Genomic DNA, 18,923 nt, shown 5'->3' with positions numbered 1-18,923 from the left:
CTGTATCGAGTGAACACCGACATGATGCGCTGCCCGATGCCCCGCGACTTGACGGACCTCAAGCAAACAGGGTCATCGGCCGCGCGACTCAGCCCCGCGCCACCGGCCGGGCGGGATCACGGCACCACTCGCTCCAGGAGCCGGGATAGAGCGCCGACCCGGTCAGGCCCGCCGCTTCCATGGCCAGCAGGTTGTGGCAGGCCGTCACCCCGGAGCCGCACTGGTGCACGACCGGGCCGACCGCCGCCGCCGTGAGCGCCAGGAAGGCCGCACGCAGCGCCTCGGGCGGCAGGAAACGGCCATCGGCCCCCAGATTGGCGCTGAACGGCCGGTTCAGCGCGCCGGGAATGTGGCCGGCCACCGGATCCAGCGGTTCGACATCCCCCCGCCAGCGCTCCGGTGCCCGGGCGTCGATCAGGCAGCAGCGGCCCAGTGCCGCCTGCAGCGCATCGGCGCCCAGCGTGGCCATGCCGGGCGCCGCGGCCATCGGGGCCGGCCCCTCGCCGGGCGCCGGCTGCGGCAGGACCGCACCGGTCTGCAGCACGCCACCCGCGCGCACCCAGGCCGGCACGCCACCATCGAGCACCTGCACCTCGGCGTGGCCCAGCCAGCGCAGCATCCACCACAGCCGGGCGGCGAACATGCCCCCCTGCGCATCGCAGACGACCACCCGGCGCCCGGGCGCGACGCCCCAGCCATGGGCTCGACGGGCCACCTCCGCGCGGGTCGGCAGCGGATGCCGACCGCCGCTGCAGGCCTGGTCGCTGCCCGCCGGCGCACTCAGGTCACGGTCGAGGTGCAGGTAGACCGCCCCCGGCAGGTGGCCCTGCAGCCAGGCCTCGTGGCCGGCATCGGGCCGCGCCAGGTCGAAGCGCACGTCGAACAGCAGCACCTGGTCGATCACGGCGGCCAGCTCGGTCGCGTCGATGAGCGGGGAAAGCATCGGATTCATGCACGGGACTCCGGAAACGGGAAGGTGGATGCGGGCGGCAGGCGCCCGGGCTCAGGGCTCGATGTCGGGCGCCAGGGTGGAGCGGCTGGCGGCCGGCCCCGCCCCCTGGCGCAGGCTGGCCGCGGCGATGCCCGCGCCGATGATGATCACCATGCCCAGCGCCGACATCCAGTGCACCGGATCGTCGAACAGCAGCACGCTGAAGACGAAGGAGTGCACGATGCCGAGGTACTGCAGGCTGGCATTGACCAGCGGCCGCCCGGTGGCATAGGCCTTGGTCATCAGCACCTGGGCCGCGGTGGCGAACAGGCCGGTGGCCAGCAGCAGCAGGCCACCACGCAGCGTGTGGGCATGCAGCTCGCCGACGATCAGCGTCAGCACCAGGCCCACGCTCAGGCCGCCGCAGGAGAAATAGAACACGACCCGGCTCTCGGGCTCACCCAGCCGGCCCAGCGCCGTGACCTGCAGATAGGCCAGCGCGGACAGCATGCCCGACAGCAGCCCGACCAGGCCGTACCAGAGCTGCGACTGGGCGATCGTCGGCCGCAGGATCAGCGCCACCCCGACGAATCCGGCCAGCACGGTCACGATCAGGCGCCAGTCGATCCGGGCGCCGCCCATCAGGATCGCCCCGCCGATCAGGAACATCGCCATCCACACCGAGGACATGTAGTTCAGCGTCATCGCCGTGGGCAGGGGCAGCCCGCCGATGGCGTAGAACCACAGGCACAGCGCCGAGACGCCGACCAGGCTGCGCCACAGGTGCATGCCCGGCACGGTGGTGGCCAGCGACTCGCCACGCTGGCGCGACAGCGCCGCCATCATCAGCGCCCCGACCAGGCCCCGGTACATCACGATCTCGCCGGTGTCGTAGTGGACGGCCGCGAGCTTGACGCACACGCCCATGCAGGCGAACAGCAGGGTCGCCAGGACCATCATCAGGGGAGCAGACATGCCGTGATCCTAGCGGGTCGGGCGCGGACGGAAAAAAGGCCACCCGAAGGTGGCCCCGCTGCGGCACGGTGACCCGCGCGTTCAGTCCTTGAAGTCCATGGCGCGCCGGTACCACTCGTGGAAGTGCTGCATGCCGTCTTCCATCGGGCTCTGGTAGGGACCGACCTCGTTGTCGCCACGGTCCATCAGCGCCTTGCGGCCCGCGTCCATGCGCTCGCCGATCTCGTCGTCCTCGATGCAGGTCTCCATGTAGGCGGCCTTCTGGGCCTCCACATAGTCACGCTCGAAGGCGGCGATCTCCTCCGGGTAGTAGAACTCCACGGTGTTGAGCGTCTTGGTCGGGCTGATCGGGTGCAGCGTGGACACCGTCAGCACGTTCGGGTACCACTCCACCATGACGGTCGGGTAGTAGGTCAGCCAGATCGCGCCGTGCTCGGGCATCACGCCGTTCTGGTACTTCAGCACCTGCTCGTGCCAGCGCTCGTAGACCGCCGAGCCGGACTTGCCCAGCGCCTTGCCCGCGCCCTGGGCCACGCCGACGGTCTGCACCGAGTACTCGCTGCCCATCTCCCAGCGCAGGTCGTCGCAGGTGACGAAGTTGCCCAGGCCGGGGTGGAAGGGACCGACGTGGTAGTCCTCCAGATAGACCTCGATGAAGGTCTTCCAGTTGTAGTTGCACTCGTGCTGGACGACGTGGTCGAAGACGTAGCCCTCGAAGTCCAGCGCCTGGCGCGGCCCCATGCCGGCCAGATCGGCCGCCACGTCGCGCCCCCCGTCCGTCCGCTCGAAGACCATGCCGTTCCAGACCTGCACCGGGTAGTTGCGCAGGTTCAGGCACGGGTCTTCCTTGAAGTGCGGCGCGCCGATCAGCTGGCCCTGCAGGTCGTAGGTCCAGCGGTGCAGCGGGCACACGACATTGCTGCCGGTGTGGCCGCGGCCCTTGAGCATCACGGCCTGCCGATGGCGGCAGACGTTGGAGACCAGCTCGACGCCGTTCTTCGTGCGGATGAGCGCGCGCCCCTCGCCCTCGTGCGCGAGGGCGTGGTAATCACCCACCTCGGGCACCATCAGCTCGTGCCCGACGTAGCGCGCACCGGAGGGGAAGATGATGCGCATCTCCCGGTCGAAGAGGGCCTGGTCGAAGTAACTCGTGACCGGCAATTGAGTGCGGCTGCGTTGAAGAGCGTCGAGTGTGATGCTCAGGTCGGACATGATCCCCAGGATCTCCAAAAATCCATGTCGAACCACCACCCGAATCGGTCCTTGATCGCCAGGGCCTGCAGGGTGGACCGGGGTGGGCGGATGCCAAGGCGAACTTGCCAGTGTAGCGCAAGCCATGTCGAATCCCTGATTTTTCGTGACATTCTTGGCCCCGCCATGGTGCGCCGGGACGTCGTGCGCCCCGTCCGCACCACAGGAGAAGCCGCTGGACGGGCATGCAGCCCCTCTACAATCGGCCTCTTCCGCCGCCACTGCCCACCTGTCCGGACGCCATGACCACCACAACGCCTGCCAGCTACGAGACGGCACTGGCCGAACTGGAACGCCTGGTCCAGGCCATGGAGACGTCGCAGCTGCCGCTGGACGGTCTGTTCGACAGCTACCGGCGCGGCGCCGAGCTGCTCGCGTTCTGCCGCGGCCGCCTGGAAGCGGTGGAGCAGCAGGTCAACGTACTGGAAGAAGGACAACTCAAACCGTGGATCGACAACGCATGAGTCCGGCCGATTTCGACGCCTGGTCACAGGCCGAGCTGCAGCGGGTCGAAACGGCCCTGGATCACCACGTCTGCGGTGACGCCCCCGCCGGCCTGGGGCTGGCGATGCGCTACGGCGTGCTCGACGGCGGCAAGCGGCTGCGGCCGCTGCTGGTGCTGGCCACCGCCGCCGCGGTGCAGGGCCACGAGGGCGCCGCCCTGCGTGCCGCCTGCGCGGTGGAGCTGATCCACGCCTATTCGCTGATCCACGACGACCTGCCCTGCATGGACAACGACGTGCTGCGACGCGGCAAGCCGACCGTGCACGTGCAGTTCGGCGAAGCCCAGGCGATGCTGGCCGGCGACGCGATGCAGGCCCTCGCCTTCGACGTGCTGACCCCCGACGAGCACGAGGCGGATGCGCCCCCCGCCGCGCTGCAGGCCCGGCTGTGCCGCCTGCTGGCGCGGGCCTCGGGCGTGCAGGGCATGGCCGGCGGCCAGGCCATCGACCTGGCCAGCGTCGGCCGCCCGCTCGACGAGCCGGCGCTGCAGGACATGCACCGCCGCAAGACCGGCGCCCTGCTGCAGGCCAGCGTGCTGATGGGCGCGGTCTGCGGCACCGTCAGCCCGCAGGCCTGGCAGGCGCTGGCCGACTACGGCTCGGCGATCGGGCTGGCCTTCCAGGTCGTCGACGACATCCTCGACGTGACCCAGGCGTCCGACGTGCTGGGCAAGACCGCCGGCAAGGACGCCGACCACAACAAGCCCACCTACGTGTCGCTGCTCGGCCTGGCCGGGGCCCGGGATCGGGCCGCCAGCCTGCACGCCCAGGCCCAGGCCGCGCTGCAGCGCAGCGCGCTGAACGACACCGCACTGCTGGCCCAGCTGGCCGACCGTGTCGTCGACCGCACCAGCTGAGCGCCGCACGACGCCGGCACCGACAGACGGACCCCCTCGCGATGACTGCCCACCCGCTGCTTTCCCGTATCGAGTCGCCCAGCGACCTGCGCCAGCTCTCCCGCACCGAACTCAAGCAACTGGCGGTGGAGCTGCGTGACTTCGTGCTGCAGACCGTCTCGCGCACGGGCGGCCACCTGTCGTCCAACCTCGGCACGGTCGAGCTGACGATCGCGCTGCACCACGTCTTCCAGACGCCGGACGACCGGCTGGTGTGGGACGTCGGTCACCAGACCTATCCGCACAAGGTGCTGACGGGGCGACGCGACCGCATGGGCACGCTGCGCCAGCTCGACGGCCTGTCGGGCTTCCCCAAGCGCGACGAGAGCCCCTACGACGCCTTCGGCACCGCCCACTCGTCGACCTCGATCTCGGCGGCGCTCGGCATGGCGCTGGGCTCGCAGCAGAAGGGGGAGCACCGCCACTGCGTGGCCATCATCGGCGACGGCGCGATGACCGCGGGCATGGCCTTCGAGGCGCTGAACAACGGCGGCATGCCGCACAACGGCCAGGTGCCCAACCTGCTGGTGGTGCTCAACGACAACGACATGTCGATCAGCCCGCCGGTGGGCGCGCTCAACAAGCACCTGGCCCGGCTGATGAGCGGCAAGTTCTACACCGCCGCCCGCGAAGGCGCCAAGAACGTGCTGCGCAACGCGCCCCCGCTGTTCGAGCTGGCCCGCAAGCTGGAGGAACACGCCAAGGGCATGGTCGCACCGGGCACGATCTTCGAGGAATTCGGCTTCAACTACGTCGGCCCGATCGACGGCCACGACCTCGACGCGCTGATCCCCACGCTCGAGAACCTGCGCGACAACAAGGGCGCGCAGTTCCTGCACGTGGTCACCAAGAAGGGCTACGGCTACAAGCTGGCCGAAGCCGACCCGGTCAAGTACCACGCCGCCGCGGGCCGCTTCGACCCGGCGGTGGGCTTCGTCAAGCCGGTGACGCCCCCCAAGCAGACCTTCACCCAGGTCTTCGGCAGCTGGCTGTGCGACATGGCCGCGGCCGATGCGCGGCTGGTGGCCGTCACGCCGGCGATGCGCGAAGGCTCGGGCATGGTCGAGTTCCACCAGCGTTTTCCCGAGCGTTACCACGACGTGGGCATCGCCGAGCAGCACGCCGTGACCTTCGCCGCCGGCCTGGCCTGTGAAGGCCTGAGGCCGGTGGTCGCGATCTACTCGACCTTCCTGCAGCGCGCCTACGACCAGCTGATCCACGACGTCGCGCTGCAGAACCTGCCGATGGTGTTCGCGCTCGACCGGGCCGGCCTGGTCGGCGCCGACGGCGCGACGCACGCCGGGGCCTACGACATCGCCTTCGTGCGCTGCATCCCGAACATGGGCGTGATCGCCCCGGCCAACGAGGCCGAGCTGCGCCGCGCGCTGACCACCGCCTTCCACCGCGACCACCCGGTGGCCGTGCGCTACCCGCGCGGCAGCGGCGCGGGCGTGACGCCCGAGGCCACGCTCGACACCCTGCCCTGGGGCCAGGGCGAGGTCGTGCGCGAAGCCACGCTCGCCGCGGGCGGCAGCACCCCGCGGGTGGCGATCCTCGCCTTCGGCACGCTGCTCTACCCGGCGCTGGACGCCGCGCAGCGCCTGGACGCGACGGTGGCCAACATGCGCTTCATCAAGCCGCTGGACACGGCGCTGCTCGAGCGGCTGGCCCGAAGCCACGACGCCCTCGTCACCGTCGAGGAAGGCTGCCTGATGGGTGGCGCCGGCTCGGCCGTGATGGAGGCGCTGAGCGCGGCCGGCATCACGCTGCCGGTGCTGACGCTGGGCCTGCCCGACCATTTCATCGACCACGGCGATCCGGCGGTGCTGCTGTCGCGCTGCGGGCTGGACGCCCCCGGCATCGAGGCGGCCATCGTGCGCCGCTTCGGCGCACCGGCCACGCTCGTCACGCCCCCGGCGCTGGCGGCCAACCACTGAGTTTCCACGTGCGGGTGGCGGGCCGGCCACCCCCCGACGGGTCCGGCGCCATCGACGGGCGCTATCGCAGCATTCAAAACCTCTCAACGCCGGAGGGGCGGGAACGCTGTCACACTTGCACCGCACCATGAACGACCGAACCTTTCCCTCCCTGCCGCCGGCCCTGGCCATCCCCGACACCCAGAGCGAGCGCGACGAGCGCCACCTCGCCATCCAGAGGGTGGGCGTGCGCAGCCTGCGCTACCCGCTGCTGGTCGACGTGGGCGGCGAAGTCAGCCGCACCGTCGCGCAGTGGTGCCTGGACGTCGCGCTGCCCGCCGAGCAGAAGGGCACGCACATGTCGCGCTTCGTCGCCTGGCTGGAGGCGCTGGACCGCCCGCTCGACGCCGACAACCTGCGCACCGAGCTGGCCGGCATGCTCGACAAGCTGCATGCGACCGAAGGCACGATCGAGGCACGCTTCCCGTTCTTCATCCGCAAGCACGCGCCGGTCTCCGGCGTGGCCAGCCTGATGGACTACCAGGGTGGCTGGACCGCCGAGGTGCGCGACGGCCGCATGTCGATCTGGGCCGAGGCGGTGGTGCCGGTCAAGAGCCTGTGCCCGTGCTCCAAGGAGATCTCCGACTACGGCGCCCACAACCAGCGCTCCAACGTGACGCTGAAGCTCGAGCTGCTGCAGCCCGTCGCCTGGACCGAGATCGTGCGTTTCGCCGAAGAGAGCGCCTCCAGCGAGATCTGGGGCCTGCTCAAGCGGCCCGACGAGAAGTGGATCACCGAACGGGCCTACGAGAACCCCAAGTTCGTCGAGGACCTGGTGCGTGACGTGGCCCTGCGCCTGAACGCCGATGCCCGCATCGGCCGCTACGTGGCCGAGGTCGAGAACTTCGAGTCCATCCACAACCACTCGGCCTGGGCACGCATCGAGCGCTGAGCGGCGTCCCGCGCGCCGCCCCGGGCCACCGCCAGGAGCTGCTGCCGATGAACGTCCGAACCCGTCGCGGCCCTGCCGCCGTGCTGCTCGGCCTGCTGTGCCTGCTGCCGCCCCTCCAGGCCGCAGCCCAGGCGACGGCGGCAGTCGCCATCGCACCGGCCACCCGGGTGCGGGTGGTCGTGGTCGCCAGCGGCCTGGAACACCCCTGGGCCGTGGCGCCGCTGCCCGGCGACGATCCGGCCGCCGGCTGGCTGGTCACCGAACGTCCTGGGCGGCTGCGCCTGGTCAGCCGGGACGGCCGGGTCGGTCCGGCCCTCGCCGGACTGCCGCCGGTCGACGCCCGGGGCCAGGGCGGCCTGCTGGACGTGGTGCTGCACCCCGGCCACGCCAGCAACCGGCTGGTCTACTGGAGCTACAGCGAGGCCGGCGACGGCGCCAGCAACGGCACGGCCGTCGCGCGCGGCCGGCTCGACCTCGCCGGACAGCGGCTCGAGGACGTGCAGGTGGTGTTCCGCCAGCAGCCCAAGGTCGACAGCAGTGCGCACTTCGGTTCACGCCTGGTGTTCGACCGCAGCGGTCGGCTGTTCGTGACGCTGGGAGACCGTTTCAGCCGCAAGGACGACGCCCAGCAGCCGGGCAACCACCTCGGCAAGATCGTGCGCATCGAGGCGGACGGCCGCGCGCCGACCGACACGCCCGCCCCGGTCGCGCCGGGTGCCCTGCCCGAACTCTGGAGCTGGGGCCACCGCAACGTGCAGGGCGCCGCCCTGCACCCCGACAGCGGCGAGCTCTGGGCCACCGAACACGGCCCGCAGGGCGGCGACGAGCTCAACCGGGTCGAGCGCGGCCGCAACCACGGCTGGCCGGTGATCACCTACGGGCGCCACTACGGCATCGGCACCCGCATCGGCGAGGGCGAGCGCCGGGCCGACGTGGTCGAGCCGCTGCGGGTCTGGCGTCCGACCTCGATCGCGCCATCCGGGCTGGCCTTCGTGACCAGCCCACGCTACCCCGGCTGGCAGGGCAGCCTGCTGCTGGGCGCCCTGCGTGGCCAGGCCCTGCTGCGGCTGACGCTGGCGGGCACGCGGGTCGTGCAGGAAGAGCGCCTGCTCGAGTCGCGCGGCGAACGCATCCGTGACGTGCGCCAGGGCCCGGACGGCTGGATCTACCTGCTGAGCGACCGCAGCGACGGCCAGCTGCTGCGGCTGGTGCCCGAAAGCCCTTGAGCACGGGGCCTCGCGCGGCGCGGCGCGAGAAGATCCGTGACCCAGGGTATCCTCGGGGGTTTGACCCGGTCGCACCGCGTGTTGCGGCTGGTCCTGTTCTTTGCCCGCCTGCGTAAGCCATGTCAGCGAATAAAGCCTTCAACGAAGAAACCGTGACCTCGGTGCATCACTGGACCGATCGCCTGTTCAGCTTCACCACCACCCGGGATCCGGCCTTCCGCTTCTCGAACGGTCACTTTGTGATGATCGGGCTGCCGGTCAACGGCAAGCCCCTGCTGCGCGCCTATTCGATCGCCAGCCCGAACTGGGAAGAGCACCTGCACTTCTTCAGCATCAAGGTGCCCGAAGGCCCGCTGACCTCGCGCCTGCAGCACCTGCAGGTCGGCGACAAGATCGTGGTCGGCCGCAAGCCCACCGGCACGCTGCTGATCGACTACCTGAACCCGGGCAAGCGCCTGTACCTGTTCGGCACTGGCACCGGCCTGGCGCCGTGGCTGTCGATCATCCAGGACCCCGAGACCTACGAGCGCTTCGACAAGGTCATCGTCGTGCACGGCTGCCGCCAGGTCAACGAACTGGCCTACCAGGACCTGTTCAAGAGCCTGCCCGAACACGAGTTCCTGGGCGAGGTCGTGCGCGACAAGCTGGTCTACTGCCCGACCGTGACCCGCGAGCCGTTCGAGCGCCAGGGCCGCATCACCGACCTGATCGAGGACGGCCGCCTGTGGAACGACTTCGGCCTGCCGGCGCTGAACCCGGCGGAGGACCGCGTGATGATCTGCGGCAGCCCGGCCATGCTGCGTGACCTCAAGGTCATGCTGGAGGAGCGCGGCTTCGACGAAGGCAGCACCAGCAAGCCCGGTGACTTCGTCATCGAGCGGGCCTTCGCCGAGCAGTGATCACGCGCCAGGCCTCGCGCCCATGAAAAAACGCGGCCTCGGCCGCGTTTTTTTCTGGTCGGGCCGCCAGGGCCCGAACGCTCACTTGAGCGCCGCCAGCATGTGGTCGAGCGCCGCACCGACCTCTTCTTCGGTCAGCTTGGGGTTGCCGCCCTTGGCCGGCATCGCGCCCTTGCCGGCCAGCGCCGACTTGAGCAGCGCGGCCTTGCCGGCCGCCATGCGCGGCTCCCAGGCCGCCTTGTCACCGAACTTCGGCGCATTGGCCAGGCCGGGCACGTGGCACATGGCGCAGTTGGCGTTGTAGACCTCGGTGCCCTTGTCGGCAGCGTGCGACAGGGTGGCCGCCATCATCAGGGCGGGGACGACACACAGGCGGGCCAGCGTCTTGTTCATTTCGGATCTCCTCGGCGGGTGGGGCGGCGGATGCAGGGAGCAGCACCGCAGCGCCTCCCTACCGCAAACGCCATGCCGACCCGCGGGCCCGACGGGAACCGGGCAAAGCCGGGGAAGAACCCTGAGGCCCGTGCGCAGCAGGTGTCACACGTCCCGGTGACAGCCTGTGACGCCCGGGTGGCATGCGCCAGCACGGGACACCCAGAGTGCTGCGCCGGTCGCCGCGCCGCCGGATCAGGCGATCAGGAAATGCTGCCGGTAGTACAGCAGCTCGTCGATCGACTCGTGGATGTCGGCCAGCGCCGTGTGCTTCTGGTGCTTCTTGAAGCCGTCCATGATGCCGGGCTTCCAGCGCCGCGCCAGCTCCTTGAGCGTGCTGACGTCGATGTTGCGGTAGTGGAAGAAGTGCTCCAGCCGCGGCATGTAGTTGGCCAGGAAGCGGCGGTCCTGGTGCACGGTGTTGCCGCACATCGGCGAGGCGCGGCCGCTGACGTACTGCTGCAGGAAGGCGATCACCTCGGCCTGCGCGGTCGCCTCGTCCACGGTCGAGGCCTTGACGCGGTCGATCAGGCCGCTCTTGCCGTGGGTGCCCTTGTTCCACGCGTCCATGCGGTCGAGCAGCTCGTCGCTCTGGTGCACGGCGATCACCGGACCCTCGACCCGACGGGTGACCTGGGCGTCGGTCACCACCACCGCGATCTCGATGATGCGGTCGGTGTTCGGATCCAGCCCGGTCATCTCGAGGTCGATCCAGATGAGGTTCTGGTCGTTGCGGGCCAGTTCGGTCGTATCGGTCATCGTTCTCTCCTGACAGGGGGCGGATTCTCCCATGGTCATCGGCGAGAATCCGGCCGATGAACTCCCTCCTCGTTTCACTGGCGTTCGCGCTGGCCCTCGTGGCGTCGATGCTGCTGCGTGTCTGGCTGATCGGGCGGCAGGTGCGCCACGTCGCCCGCCACCGCGATGCGGTGCCGCCGGCCTTCGCCGCCACCGTCAGCCTCGCCGCCCACCAGAAGGCGGCCGACTACACGGTGGCACGCCAGCGGCTGGAGCTGGTCGACACCGCCTGGAGCACCGCGGTGCTGCTGGGCTGGACGCTGCTGGGCGGGCTGGACCGGCTCAACCACGGGCTGCGCGATCTGCTGCTGCCGCAGGCCGGCGCGCTGGCCTACCAGGTCGGCCTGCTGCTGGCGGTGGGCCTGATCGGCTCGCTGCTGGACCTGCCGCTGGCCTGGTGGCGCACCTTCCGGCTGGAACAGCGTTTCGGCTTCAACCGCATGACCCCGGGCTTGTGGCTGCGCGACGGGCTGATCGGCGCGTTCGTCGGGCTGGTGATCGGTGCGCCGCTGGCCGCGCTGCTGGTCTGGCTGATGGGCAGCGCCGGTGCCGCCTGGTGGCTGTGGGCCTTCGGCGCGCTGGCGGTGTTCACGCTGCTGATGCAGGGCCTCTACCCGACGGTGATCGCCCCGCTGTTCAACCGCTTCCAGCCACTGGACGACCACGCGCTGCGCGAACGCGTCGAGGCGCTGATGCAGCGCTGCGGCTTCCAGGCCCAGGGGCTCTACGTGATGGACGGCAGCAAGCGCTCGGCCCATGCCAACGCCTACTTCACCGGCTTCGGCGCCAGCAAGCGGGTGGTGTTCTTCGACACCCTGCTCGCGCGGCTGACCCCCGGCGAGGTCGAGGCGGTGCTGGCGCACGAGCTGGGGCACTTCAGGCACCGCCACGTGATCAAGCGGGTGGCGCTGATGATGGGCGTGTGGCTGCTGAGCCTGGCGCTGCTGGGCTGGCTGATGAAGCAGCCCGCCTTCTACACCGGCCTGGGCGTGATGCCCAACCTGCTGGCGCCCAACGACGGCCTCGCGCTGGTGCTGCTGATGCTGGTCGGCCCGGTGTTCAGCTTCTTCATCAGCCCGCTGGCCGCCTCCAGCTCGCGCCGCCACGAGTTCGAGGCCGACGCCTACGCCTGCACCCAGGCCCAGCCGGGCGACCTGCGCTCGGCCCTGCTCAAGCTCTACGAGGACAATGCCTCGACCCTGACCCCGGATCCCATGTACGTGAAAGTGCACTACTCCCACCCCCCCGCGGTGCAGCGCCTGGCCGCGCTGCCGCAGCCCGCCACCGGGCTGCAGCGCTCATGAAGGGCGGCAGCAAGTCGGCCCACCGGGGCCAGCCCGCCGCCCACCGCACGGTGGCCGACCTGGAGCAGGGCCTGGTCGTCGCCGGCCACGGCCGGCACTTCGTGGTCGAGACGCCCGAGGGGCGCGAGATCATCGTGCACCCGCGGGGCAAGAAGAGCGACGCCGTCGTCGGCGACCGGCTGCGCTTCCAGATCACCGACAGCCGCGGCGACGAGGGCGTGATCGTCAGCCTCGACCCGCGCCGCAACCTGCTGCACCGCCAGGACGAGTGGCGCACCAAGTCGTTCGCCGCCAACCTCGACCGGCTGCTGATCCTGGTGGCCGCCGACCCGGTGTTCAGCGAGAGCCAGCTCACCCGCGCGCTGGTCGCGGCCGAGCAGGCCCGCATCGAGGTGCTGATCCTGCTGAACAAGACCGACCTGACGGCGGCGGCCCAGGTCGCCCGCGAGCGGCTGGAGCCCTATCGCCGCATGGGCTACACGGTGATGGAGCTGGCGCTGAAGGCCCGCCCGGACGAGGCCCGGGCCGAACTGGGCGAGCGGCTCGCCCACGGCTCGACGCTGGTGCTGGGCCCGTCGGGCACCGGCAAGAGCACGCTGGTCAACCTGCTGGTGCCCGACGCGGGCGCGCAGATCGGCGAGGTGTCGGTGGCGCTGAACTCCGGTCGCCACACCACCACGCACACCCGCTGGTACTGGCTCGACAGGGCCCGGGAATCGGCGCTGATCGACTCGCCCGGTTTCCAGGAGTTCGGCCTGCACCATGTGTCGGTCGACGACCTGTCGCACTGGATGGCCGATCTGCGCCCCTGGCGCGGCCACTGCCGCTTCGCCAACTGCACCCATGACCACGAGCCGGGCTGCGCGGTGCTCGCGGCGCTGGAGCGCGGCGAGATCACGCCGTCACGCTACCGCATCTACCTGGAGCTGCGCGCCGAGCTGTCGGCCACCCGCTGGTGAGCCCGGGCCGTCAGGCCGGCTGCAGCACCGCGGCCGCGGCCTGGACGATGCAGCGGCGCAGCGTCTGCATCGTCACCGACTCCAGGCGCCAGCTCTGCCAGTGCAGCGACACGCTGGCCCGCCGCCCGCCGAAGAGCTCGACCAGCGCCCCGCTGCGCAGCTCGGCCTGCACCAGCGGCAAGGGGTGCAGGCCCCAGCCCAGCCCGGCGCGGGCCGCATCGAGAAAGCCGTGGGCCGAGGGCAGCCACCAGATCGGCGCGACCACCGGCGCGGCCTCGCCGAGCAGGTCCGCCACGTAGCGGTGCTGCAGCTCGTCCTTGCGGTTGAAGACCAGCATCGGCGCCTCACGCAGCGCCTCATCCAGCGCCCGACCCGCCAGGTGGCGCTGCACGAAGTCCGGGCTGGCCGCCGCCACGTACGGCATCACCCCGAGCGCGTCGACACGGCAGCCGCTGATGGGCTCGGCCACCGCCGTCACCGCACCGACCACCTCGCCATGGCGCAGCCACTCGCGGGTGTGGTCCTGATCGTCGACCTGCAGGGCCAGCGTGTCGCCTGCAGCGGCATGGAACGCCGCCATCGCCGGGATCATCCAGGTTGCCAGGCTGTCGGCGTTGACCGCCACCGGCAGGCTGCGCCGCCGGGCCGGCACGTCCAGGCCCAGCGGCCCCAGCTCACGCCCCAGGTCAGCCTCGAGCATCTCGACCTGCAGGAAATGCCGGTACAGACGCGCGCCCTCGGGGGTCGGCAGCACCGGCTGGCTGCGGATCAGCAGCACGCAGCCCAGGCGATCCTCCAGGCCGCGCACCCGCTGCGACACGGCCGACGGCGTGAGGTGCAGGGCCCGTGCGCCCCGCTCGAAGCTGCCCTCGCGCAGCACCGCGGCCAGCGCCCTCAGCGCCTGATGATCGAGCATGGGGACCATGATTAAGTTCTGCTTCACCAAAGCAAGAATCTTAAGCTGGACCACGGCAGGCGATCTGCCTACGCTGGCGGCATGCAAGCTTCCACCCCCTTCCTGATGGGCCTGGCCAGTTGCCTGGGCCTGATCATCGCCATCGGCGCCCAGAATGCCTTCGTGCTGCGCCAGGGCCTGCGCCGCGAACATGTCGCCACGGTGATCGTGGTGTGCGCCCTGTGCGATGCGCTGCTGATCCTGCTGGGCACCGCCGGCATGGGCTGGATCGCCAGCGCCGCGCCCTGGGCGGTGACGGCGATGACCGCCGTCGGTGTGGCTTTCCTGCTGGTCTACGGACTGCAGGCCGCCCGACGGGCCTGGCAGGATGGCGTGGCCAGCCTGGCCATGGCCGACGCGTCGGCCCGCCCGGCCTCGCAGCGCCGGGTCGCGCTGCAGTCGGCCGCCTTCTGCTTCCTGAATCCGCATGCCTGGCTCGACACCACGGTGCTGCTGGGCTCGCTGGCCCAGTCCCAGGAAGGCCTGCAGCGCTGGGTGTTCGCCGCGGGCGCGGTGACCGGCAGCGTGCTGTGGTTCACCGGCCTGGGCCTGCTGGCCCGGCAGCTCACGCCCTGGTTCCGGTCCCCGACCGCCTGGCGGCGCCTGGATGCGCTGATCGCGCTGATGATGTTCGGCCTGGCCCTCGGGCTGAGCCTGAAGGCCGTGCGCTGAACCGGCTTCAGCCCAGCAGGTTGGCCAGCGACAGCAGCGCGAGCATCAGCATCCACAGCACGACCGAGCGCCACACCAGGCCGACCACCGTGCGCAGGTGGGCGATCTGCGGCACGGCCCCGGGCGTGCAGCCCTCGGCCGCCGTCTCCTCGGGCATCGCCCCGGCCTCGAAGCTGCCCACGGCCACCTGGTTCGAACGGCGACCGCCGGCCGCCGCCACGCCCGGACTCGGCTCCGGCGCCGACGACCCGCCGAGCGCCACCCCCACGGCCCCCGCCGCGGCCGCCAGCAGGGCGCCGTCGTTGGAGTGGTGCCACAGGCGGGCATGGTGGCGCCAGCAGTCGACCGCCTCCTCGAAGTTGCCCACCACCGCAAAACCGGCCGCCGTCATGCGGGCCGGCAGGTAGTCGATGATCGAGAAGACCTGCTGCGAACGAAGCATCAGGCGCTCGTTGGTCGGCGCGCCCAGCGGACGGCTCTTGATCGCCCAGAAGCGCGAACAGAATTCGGTCATGCGGTAGAACACCGCCCCCATCGGCCCCAGCCCCAGCGCCGAGCCCAGCACGAACCAGAAGAACACGCCGAACACATGGCGGTGGGCCGCCAGCAGCGCATGTTCGATCACGTGGCGCAGCAGCTGGTCACGCGGCAGGTCGCTGGCGTCGAGGTAGCGCCAGGACTGCAGCAGCTGGCGCGCGCGCTCTTCCTGGCCCTGCTCGAGGGCGTCACGGATGTCGGTGAAGTAGTGGCTGAACTGCCGGAAGCCCAGCGTCAGGTAGAGCACCACCAGATTCCACAGCAGCGCCAGGATCAGGCTGTACCGGTCGACCAGCAGGAAGACGGCACTGACCAGCGCGCAGGGCACCGCCACCGTCACGGCCCACACCACCCAGGCGTGGTGCTCATGACCCGCGTCGAAGTTGCGCGCGGTCCAGCGGGCCCAGCCCACCAGGGTTTCGTGCACAGGATTGCCTTGCGGCAAGGGCCGCAACTGCTCGATGAACAGGGCCAGGAGAACCGCGAGAAAGCTCATGCCCCGATGATACCGGCCGTGCGCGGCACCCCAGGATCCGGTCAGGCACTGACGAAGCGGTAGAGGTTGCGCAGCATGGCCGCGGTCGCCCCCCAGATGAAGTAGTCCGCCTCGCCCGCCGGGGCCTCGGGCCGCCAGAGCATGGACAGGAAACGCCGGGCATGGCCGTCGCGCTCCCAGCGGTGCAGGCGGTGCTGATCGGGCGACATCAGGAAGGCCAGCGGCACCTCGAACACCTCGGCCACCTCGTTGGGGTCGGGGTCGAGCCGCAGCGGCGGTGCCAGCAGGCCGACCACCGGCGTGACGACGAAGGAGGTGACGGTGGTGTAGGTCGGCAAGCGGCCGATGACCTCGATGCCGGCGGGCAGCAGGCCGACCTCTTCATGGGCCTCGCGCAGCGCGGTGGCGATCGCGTCGGCGTCCCCGGGCTCGCTGCGCCCGCCGGGGAAGCTGATCTGCCCGGCGTGGTGGGTCAGGTGGGCCGTGCGGCGGGTCAGCAGCACCTGCAGGCCGGTCTCGCGCTGCACCAGCGGAATCAGCACCGCGGCCGCGGCGGCCGCACGCGGCCGGTCGGGCAGCGGCCGGGGACGGGCGTCCCCGGTGAACTCGGGCTGCCAGTCGGGCGGCGCCATGAACCGGCGGCGCAGGGCCTGGGGCGTGAGCGCGTCGGGCGACGGCACGGGCAGCTCGTGCCCGATCGAGACGATCGGCACCTCGCGCGGGTCGAAGATGGCCGGCGCGGGATCAAGGGCGGGCAAGGCGGACATCCGATGAGGATAGGCCGAAAAGCGACAAGCCGCCCGAAGGCGGCTTGTAGTGGAGTGCAGTCGTGCGCATTGCGGCGCCCGGACTGCATCCGGCCGGAGCGGCGTGGCCTCAGGCCAGCTTTTCCTTGATGCGTGCCGACTTGCCGCTGCGCTGGCGCAGGTAGTACAGCTTGGCACGGCGCACATCACCGCGACGCTTGACTTCGATCGACGCGATCAGCGGGCTGTACAGCTGGAACGTGCGCTCCACGCCTTCGCCGCTGGAGATCTTGCGCACGATGAAGGCGCTGTTCAGGCCACGGTTGCGGCGAGCGATCACCACACCTTCATAGGCCTGCACACGCTTGCGCGTGCCTTCGACGACGTTCACGCTGACGATCACCGTGTCGCCAGGGGCGAAGACGGGGATGGTCTTGTTGAGTCGAACAATTTCTTCTTGCTCGAGTTGGCGGATCAGATCCATGGGTAACACTCCTAGCGATCGTGCCGGCGCGGGTCGGGCAGAAATGCCGACGATCAACCGCAGCAACGCTGCGGATCGCGCCCCGAATCCCGAAGGGATCACCCCGGCAGAGGATCAAAACCTGCGATTATAACTTGAAACGAGCGAGCATTTGCTCGTCCGCTGCGGACAATCTTCCGTTGGCTCGCGCCACCTCGATCAGATCGGGCCGCCGACGGGCCGTCTGCTCGAGCTGACGCTCCCGGCGCCAGCGTGCGATCTGGGCATGATGCCCCGACAGCAGCACCGGCGGCACGGCATCCGGACCCAGCACTTCGGGCCGGCTGTAATGGGGACAGTCGAGCAGACCGTCGGAGAAGCTGTCCTGCTCGTGCGAGGCCGCGTCGTGCAGCACCCCCGGCTGCAGCCGGGTCACCGCATCGAGCAGGGCCAGCGCGGGCAGCTCACCACCCGACAGCACGAAGTCGCCGAGGCTGATCTCCTCGTCGACATGGCGGTCGACGAAACGCTGGTCGACCCCCTCGTAGCGTCCGCACAGCAGGATGGCCCCCGGCCCGCGCGACAGCTGCTGAACACGCGCCTGCGTGAGCGGCGCACCCGCGGGGCTGAACATGATCAGCGGCGCCCTCTGCTGCCCGTCCCGGTCAGCCCGCACCGCGGCGAGCGCACGCTCGAGCGGCTCGACCAGCATCACCATGCCGGGACCGCCACCGTAGGGGCGGTCATCGATGCGGCGGTAGTTGTCGTCCGCGTGATCGCGCAGCTGCCACAGGCGCACGTCGACCTGAGCGCTCTCGTAGGCGCGGCGCGTCACGCCGACACGCAGGAAAGGATCGAAGAGTTCAGGGAAGAGCGTCAGGACGTCGAAGCGCATGGGCACGGCCGGCGCTTCAGTAGTCGAGACCCCAGTCGGCCACGATGCGACGCCGCTCGAGGCTGACCTCGTCGATGTAGGCGGACACGAACGGGATCAGGCACTCGACCTCGCGCGACTTGCCGCCGGCATCGGTCTCGGTGCGCACCAGGCGCAGCACGCTCTGGGCCCCGGTCTCGGCCAGATCGACCACGGTGCCCAGCACCTCGTCGGCCCGGTTGACCACCTGCAGGCCGATCAGGTCGACCCAGTAGTACTCGCCGTCACCGACGGTCGGGAAGCTCGAGCGGGACACGAAGATCCGGGCCCCCTTGAGGGCCTCGGCGGTGTTGCGGTCAGGAATTTCCTGAGCGGCAGCCACCACGCCGTCGCCGTGCTCCTTCGCATGCGTGATGCAGAGGACACGCGGCAGCGCCGCTGCGCCAGCCAGCACCGGCCGGTCGGCCGGCGGCTGGACGAACCAGCGGCGCGAAGAGAACACGGCCTGAGGATCGGCCGAGTAGGGATGGACACGGATCCACCCCTTGATGCCCCACGCGTCGATGACCTTCGCCACCTCGATGGCGTCTTCCGGCCAGACGATGTCGTCGTCGATCGAACTCATGGGTTCGACACGCCGCAGCGGGGAATCGGGTTCACGGCTTCAAGACTCAGGCAGCCGGAGCGATCTTGCTCTTGGCTTGCTTGACCAGGCGCGCAACGGTGGGCGACAGCTGGGCACCCTTGCCGGTCCACTGGTCCACGCGGTCCAGGGCCAGACGCAGGCCTTCTTCGGCGCCGGCGGCGAACGGGTTGTAGAAGCCCACGCGCTCCAGGAAGCGGCCGTCACGGCGGTTGGCAGCGTGAGCCACAACGATGTTGTAGAAAGGACGCTTTTTAGCGCCGCCACGAGCGAGTCGGATCACGACCATGATGTTTCCTTGATCACTAACGTTCAGGGATCCACCCGACCAGGAGACACGCAGGCCAGCAGATCATCAGATGGGCGCCCTGCTCGAATCCGAGACAGGACAGCCCGCGCATTTTCCCGGCCCCGCTAGATACGTGCTGCGTCGCTTGCGCGGATCAGCCGTCACCGAAGAACCCGAGATTATAAACTCAGCATTCACGTCTGTCC

21 protein-coding genes are annotated in these 18,923 nt (G+C 70.3%); 9 read left to right on the top strand and 12 right to left on the bottom strand.

Features of this window, described 5'->3' with window-relative positions:
* Positions 1-88: 88 nt before the first annotated feature.
* The 3 genes from C7444_RS15270 to C7444_RS15260 form a co-directional block, all read right to left on the bottom strand.
* Complete coding sequence (locus C7444_RS15270; protein ID WP_110401712.1) at positions 89-943, bottom strand: sulfurtransferase; 855 nt, start codon at positions 941-943, stop codon at positions 89-91.
* A gap of 60 nt (positions 944-1,003) precedes the next feature.
* Positions 1,004-1,906: a DMT family transporter gene (locus tag C7444_RS15265; RefSeq protein ID WP_110401711.1), complete on the bottom strand. Its 903-nt coding sequence runs from the start codon at positions 1,904-1,906 to the stop codon at positions 1,004-1,006.
* Positions 1,907-1,987: 81 nt separating this feature from the next.
* Positions 1,988-3,118: an aromatic ring-hydroxylating oxygenase subunit alpha gene (locus C7444_RS15260; RefSeq protein ID WP_110401728.1), complete on the bottom strand. Its 1,131-nt coding sequence runs from the start codon at positions 3,116-3,118 to the stop codon at positions 1,988-1,990.
* A 281-nt stretch (positions 3,119-3,399) separates the two neighbouring features.
* On the opposite strand from C7444_RS15260, the gene xseB reads away from it, so the two are divergent.
* The 6 genes from xseB (at position 3,400) to C7444_RS15230 (ending at position 9,549) form a co-directional block, all read left to right on the top strand.
* Positions 3,400-3,621 carry an exodeoxyribonuclease VII small subunit gene (gene xseB, locus C7444_RS15255; RefSeq protein ID WP_110401710.1) on the top strand — a complete coding sequence of 74 codons (222 nt, stop codon included), beginning with the start codon at positions 3,400-3,402 and terminating at the stop codon, positions 3,619-3,621.
* Positions 3,618-4,517, top strand: coding sequence for a polyprenyl synthetase family protein (locus C7444_RS15250; protein WP_110401709.1), 900 nt, complete (start codon positions 3,618-3,620; stop codon positions 4,515-4,517). The genes xseB and C7444_RS15250 overlap by 4 nt, the downstream gene beginning before the upstream one ends.
* 41 nt (positions 4,518-4,558) lie before the next feature.
* Positions 4,559-6,493: a 1-deoxy-D-xylulose-5-phosphate synthase gene (gene dxs, locus C7444_RS15245; RefSeq protein ID WP_110401708.1), complete on the top strand. Its 1,935-nt coding sequence runs from the start codon at positions 4,559-4,561 to the stop codon at positions 6,491-6,493.
* A 127-nt stretch (positions 6,494-6,620) separates the two neighbouring features.
* Positions 6,621-7,424, top strand: a complete 804-nt coding sequence (gene folE2 / locus C7444_RS15240) for a GTP cyclohydrolase FolE2 (protein WP_110401707.1) — start codon at positions 6,621-6,623, stop codon at positions 7,422-7,424.
* A gap of 47 nt (positions 7,425-7,471) precedes the next feature.
* Positions 7,472-8,650 (top strand): PQQ-dependent sugar dehydrogenase, encoded by a 1,179-nt coding sequence (locus C7444_RS15235; protein WP_110401706.1) that lies wholly within the window; start codon positions 7,472-7,474, stop codon positions 8,648-8,650.
* A gap of 119 nt (positions 8,651-8,769) precedes the next feature.
* Positions 8,770-9,549 carry a ferredoxin--NADP reductase gene (locus C7444_RS15230; RefSeq protein WP_110401705.1) on the top strand — a complete coding sequence of 260 codons (780 nt, stop codon included), beginning with the start codon at positions 8,770-8,772 and terminating at the stop codon, positions 9,547-9,549.
* 81 nt (positions 9,550-9,630) lie between these two features.
* Here the strand turns inward: C7444_RS15230 and C7444_RS15225 are convergent, their stop codons facing one another.
* Positions 9,631-9,942 (bottom strand): c-type cytochrome, encoded by a 312-nt coding sequence (locus tag C7444_RS15225; RefSeq protein WP_110401704.1) that lies wholly within the window; start codon positions 9,940-9,942, stop codon positions 9,631-9,633.
* Positions 9,943-10,176: 234 nt separating this feature from the next.
* Positions 10,177-10,740, bottom strand: coding sequence for an oligoribonuclease (orn, locus tag C7444_RS15220; protein ID WP_110401703.1), 564 nt, complete (start codon positions 10,738-10,740; stop codon positions 10,177-10,179).
* Positions 10,741-10,796: 56 nt separating this feature from the next.
* On the opposite strand from orn, the gene C7444_RS15215 reads away from it, so the two are divergent.
* Together C7444_RS15215 and rsgA are read left to right on the top strand one after the other, a co-directional pair.
* A complete protein-coding gene (locus C7444_RS15215) occupies positions 10,797-12,083 on the top strand; it encodes a M48 family metallopeptidase (protein ID WP_110401702.1) in 1,287 nt (428 codons plus the stop codon).
* Positions 12,080-13,042, top strand: coding sequence for a ribosome small subunit-dependent GTPase A (rsgA, locus tag C7444_RS15210; RefSeq protein WP_110401701.1), 963 nt, complete (start codon positions 12,080-12,082; stop codon positions 13,040-13,042). The genes C7444_RS15215 and rsgA overlap by 4 nt, the downstream gene beginning before the upstream one ends.
* Positions 13,043-13,052: 10 nt before the next feature.
* Here the strand turns inward: rsgA and C7444_RS15205 are convergent, their stop codons facing one another.
* Entirely contained in the window at positions 13,053-13,958 is a 906-nt protein-coding gene (locus C7444_RS15205; RefSeq protein ID WP_110401700.1) for a LysR family transcriptional regulator ArgP, read from the bottom strand.
* 81 nt (positions 13,959-14,039) lie between these two features.
* Here C7444_RS15205 and C7444_RS15200 point away from each other — a divergent pair, with 81 nt between their 5' ends.
* Complete coding sequence (locus C7444_RS15200) at positions 14,040-14,669, top strand: LysE/ArgO family amino acid transporter (RefSeq protein WP_110401699.1); 630 nt, start codon at positions 14,040-14,042, stop codon at positions 14,667-14,669.
* A gap of 7 nt (positions 14,670-14,676) precedes the next feature.
* Here the strand turns inward: C7444_RS15200 and C7444_RS15195 are convergent, their stop codons facing one another.
* From C7444_RS15195 to rpsP, 6 genes are all read right to left on the bottom strand, one after another.
* Complete coding sequence (locus tag C7444_RS15195; RefSeq protein WP_110401698.1) at positions 14,677-15,702, bottom strand: CobD/CbiB family protein; 1,026 nt, start codon at positions 15,700-15,702, stop codon at positions 14,677-14,679.
* Between the two features lie 41 nt (positions 15,703-15,743).
* Positions 15,744-16,469: a CoA pyrophosphatase gene (locus C7444_RS15190; RefSeq protein ID WP_110401697.1), complete on the bottom strand. Its 726-nt coding sequence runs from the start codon at positions 16,467-16,469 to the stop codon at positions 15,744-15,746.
* A gap of 109 nt (positions 16,470-16,578) precedes the next feature.
* The gene (gene rplS, locus C7444_RS15185; protein WP_110401696.1) at positions 16,579-16,932 is read right to left on the bottom strand and encodes a 50S ribosomal protein L19; all 354 of its coding nucleotides are present in this window, start codon (positions 16,930-16,932) and stop codon (positions 16,579-16,581) included.
* A 127-nt stretch (positions 16,933-17,059) separates the two neighbouring features.
* Positions 17,060-17,806: a tRNA (guanosine(37)-N1)-methyltransferase TrmD gene (gene trmD / locus C7444_RS15180; RefSeq protein WP_110401695.1), complete on the bottom strand. Its 747-nt coding sequence runs from the start codon at positions 17,804-17,806 to the stop codon at positions 17,060-17,062.
* Positions 17,807-17,822: 16 nt separating this feature from the next.
* A complete protein-coding gene (rimM, locus tag C7444_RS15175; protein WP_110401694.1) occupies positions 17,823-18,410 on the bottom strand; it encodes a ribosome maturation factor RimM in 588 nt (195 codons plus the stop codon).
* 46 nt (positions 18,411-18,456) lie between these two features.
* The gene (rpsP, locus tag C7444_RS15170) at positions 18,457-18,717 is read right to left on the bottom strand and encodes a 30S ribosomal protein S16 (protein ID WP_110401693.1); all 261 of its coding nucleotides are present in this window, start codon (positions 18,715-18,717) and stop codon (positions 18,457-18,459) included.
* Positions 18,718-18,923 lie beyond the last annotated feature (206 nt).

The organism is Sphaerotilus hippei (assembly GCF_003201595.1).
Lineage (GTDB): Bacteria > Pseudomonadota > Gammaproteobacteria > Burkholderiales > Burkholderiaceae_C > Sphaerotilus > Sphaerotilus hippei.
The sequence above is the reverse complement of the archived record's forward strand: the minus strand, read 5'-3'. Positions and strand labels throughout refer to the sequence as shown.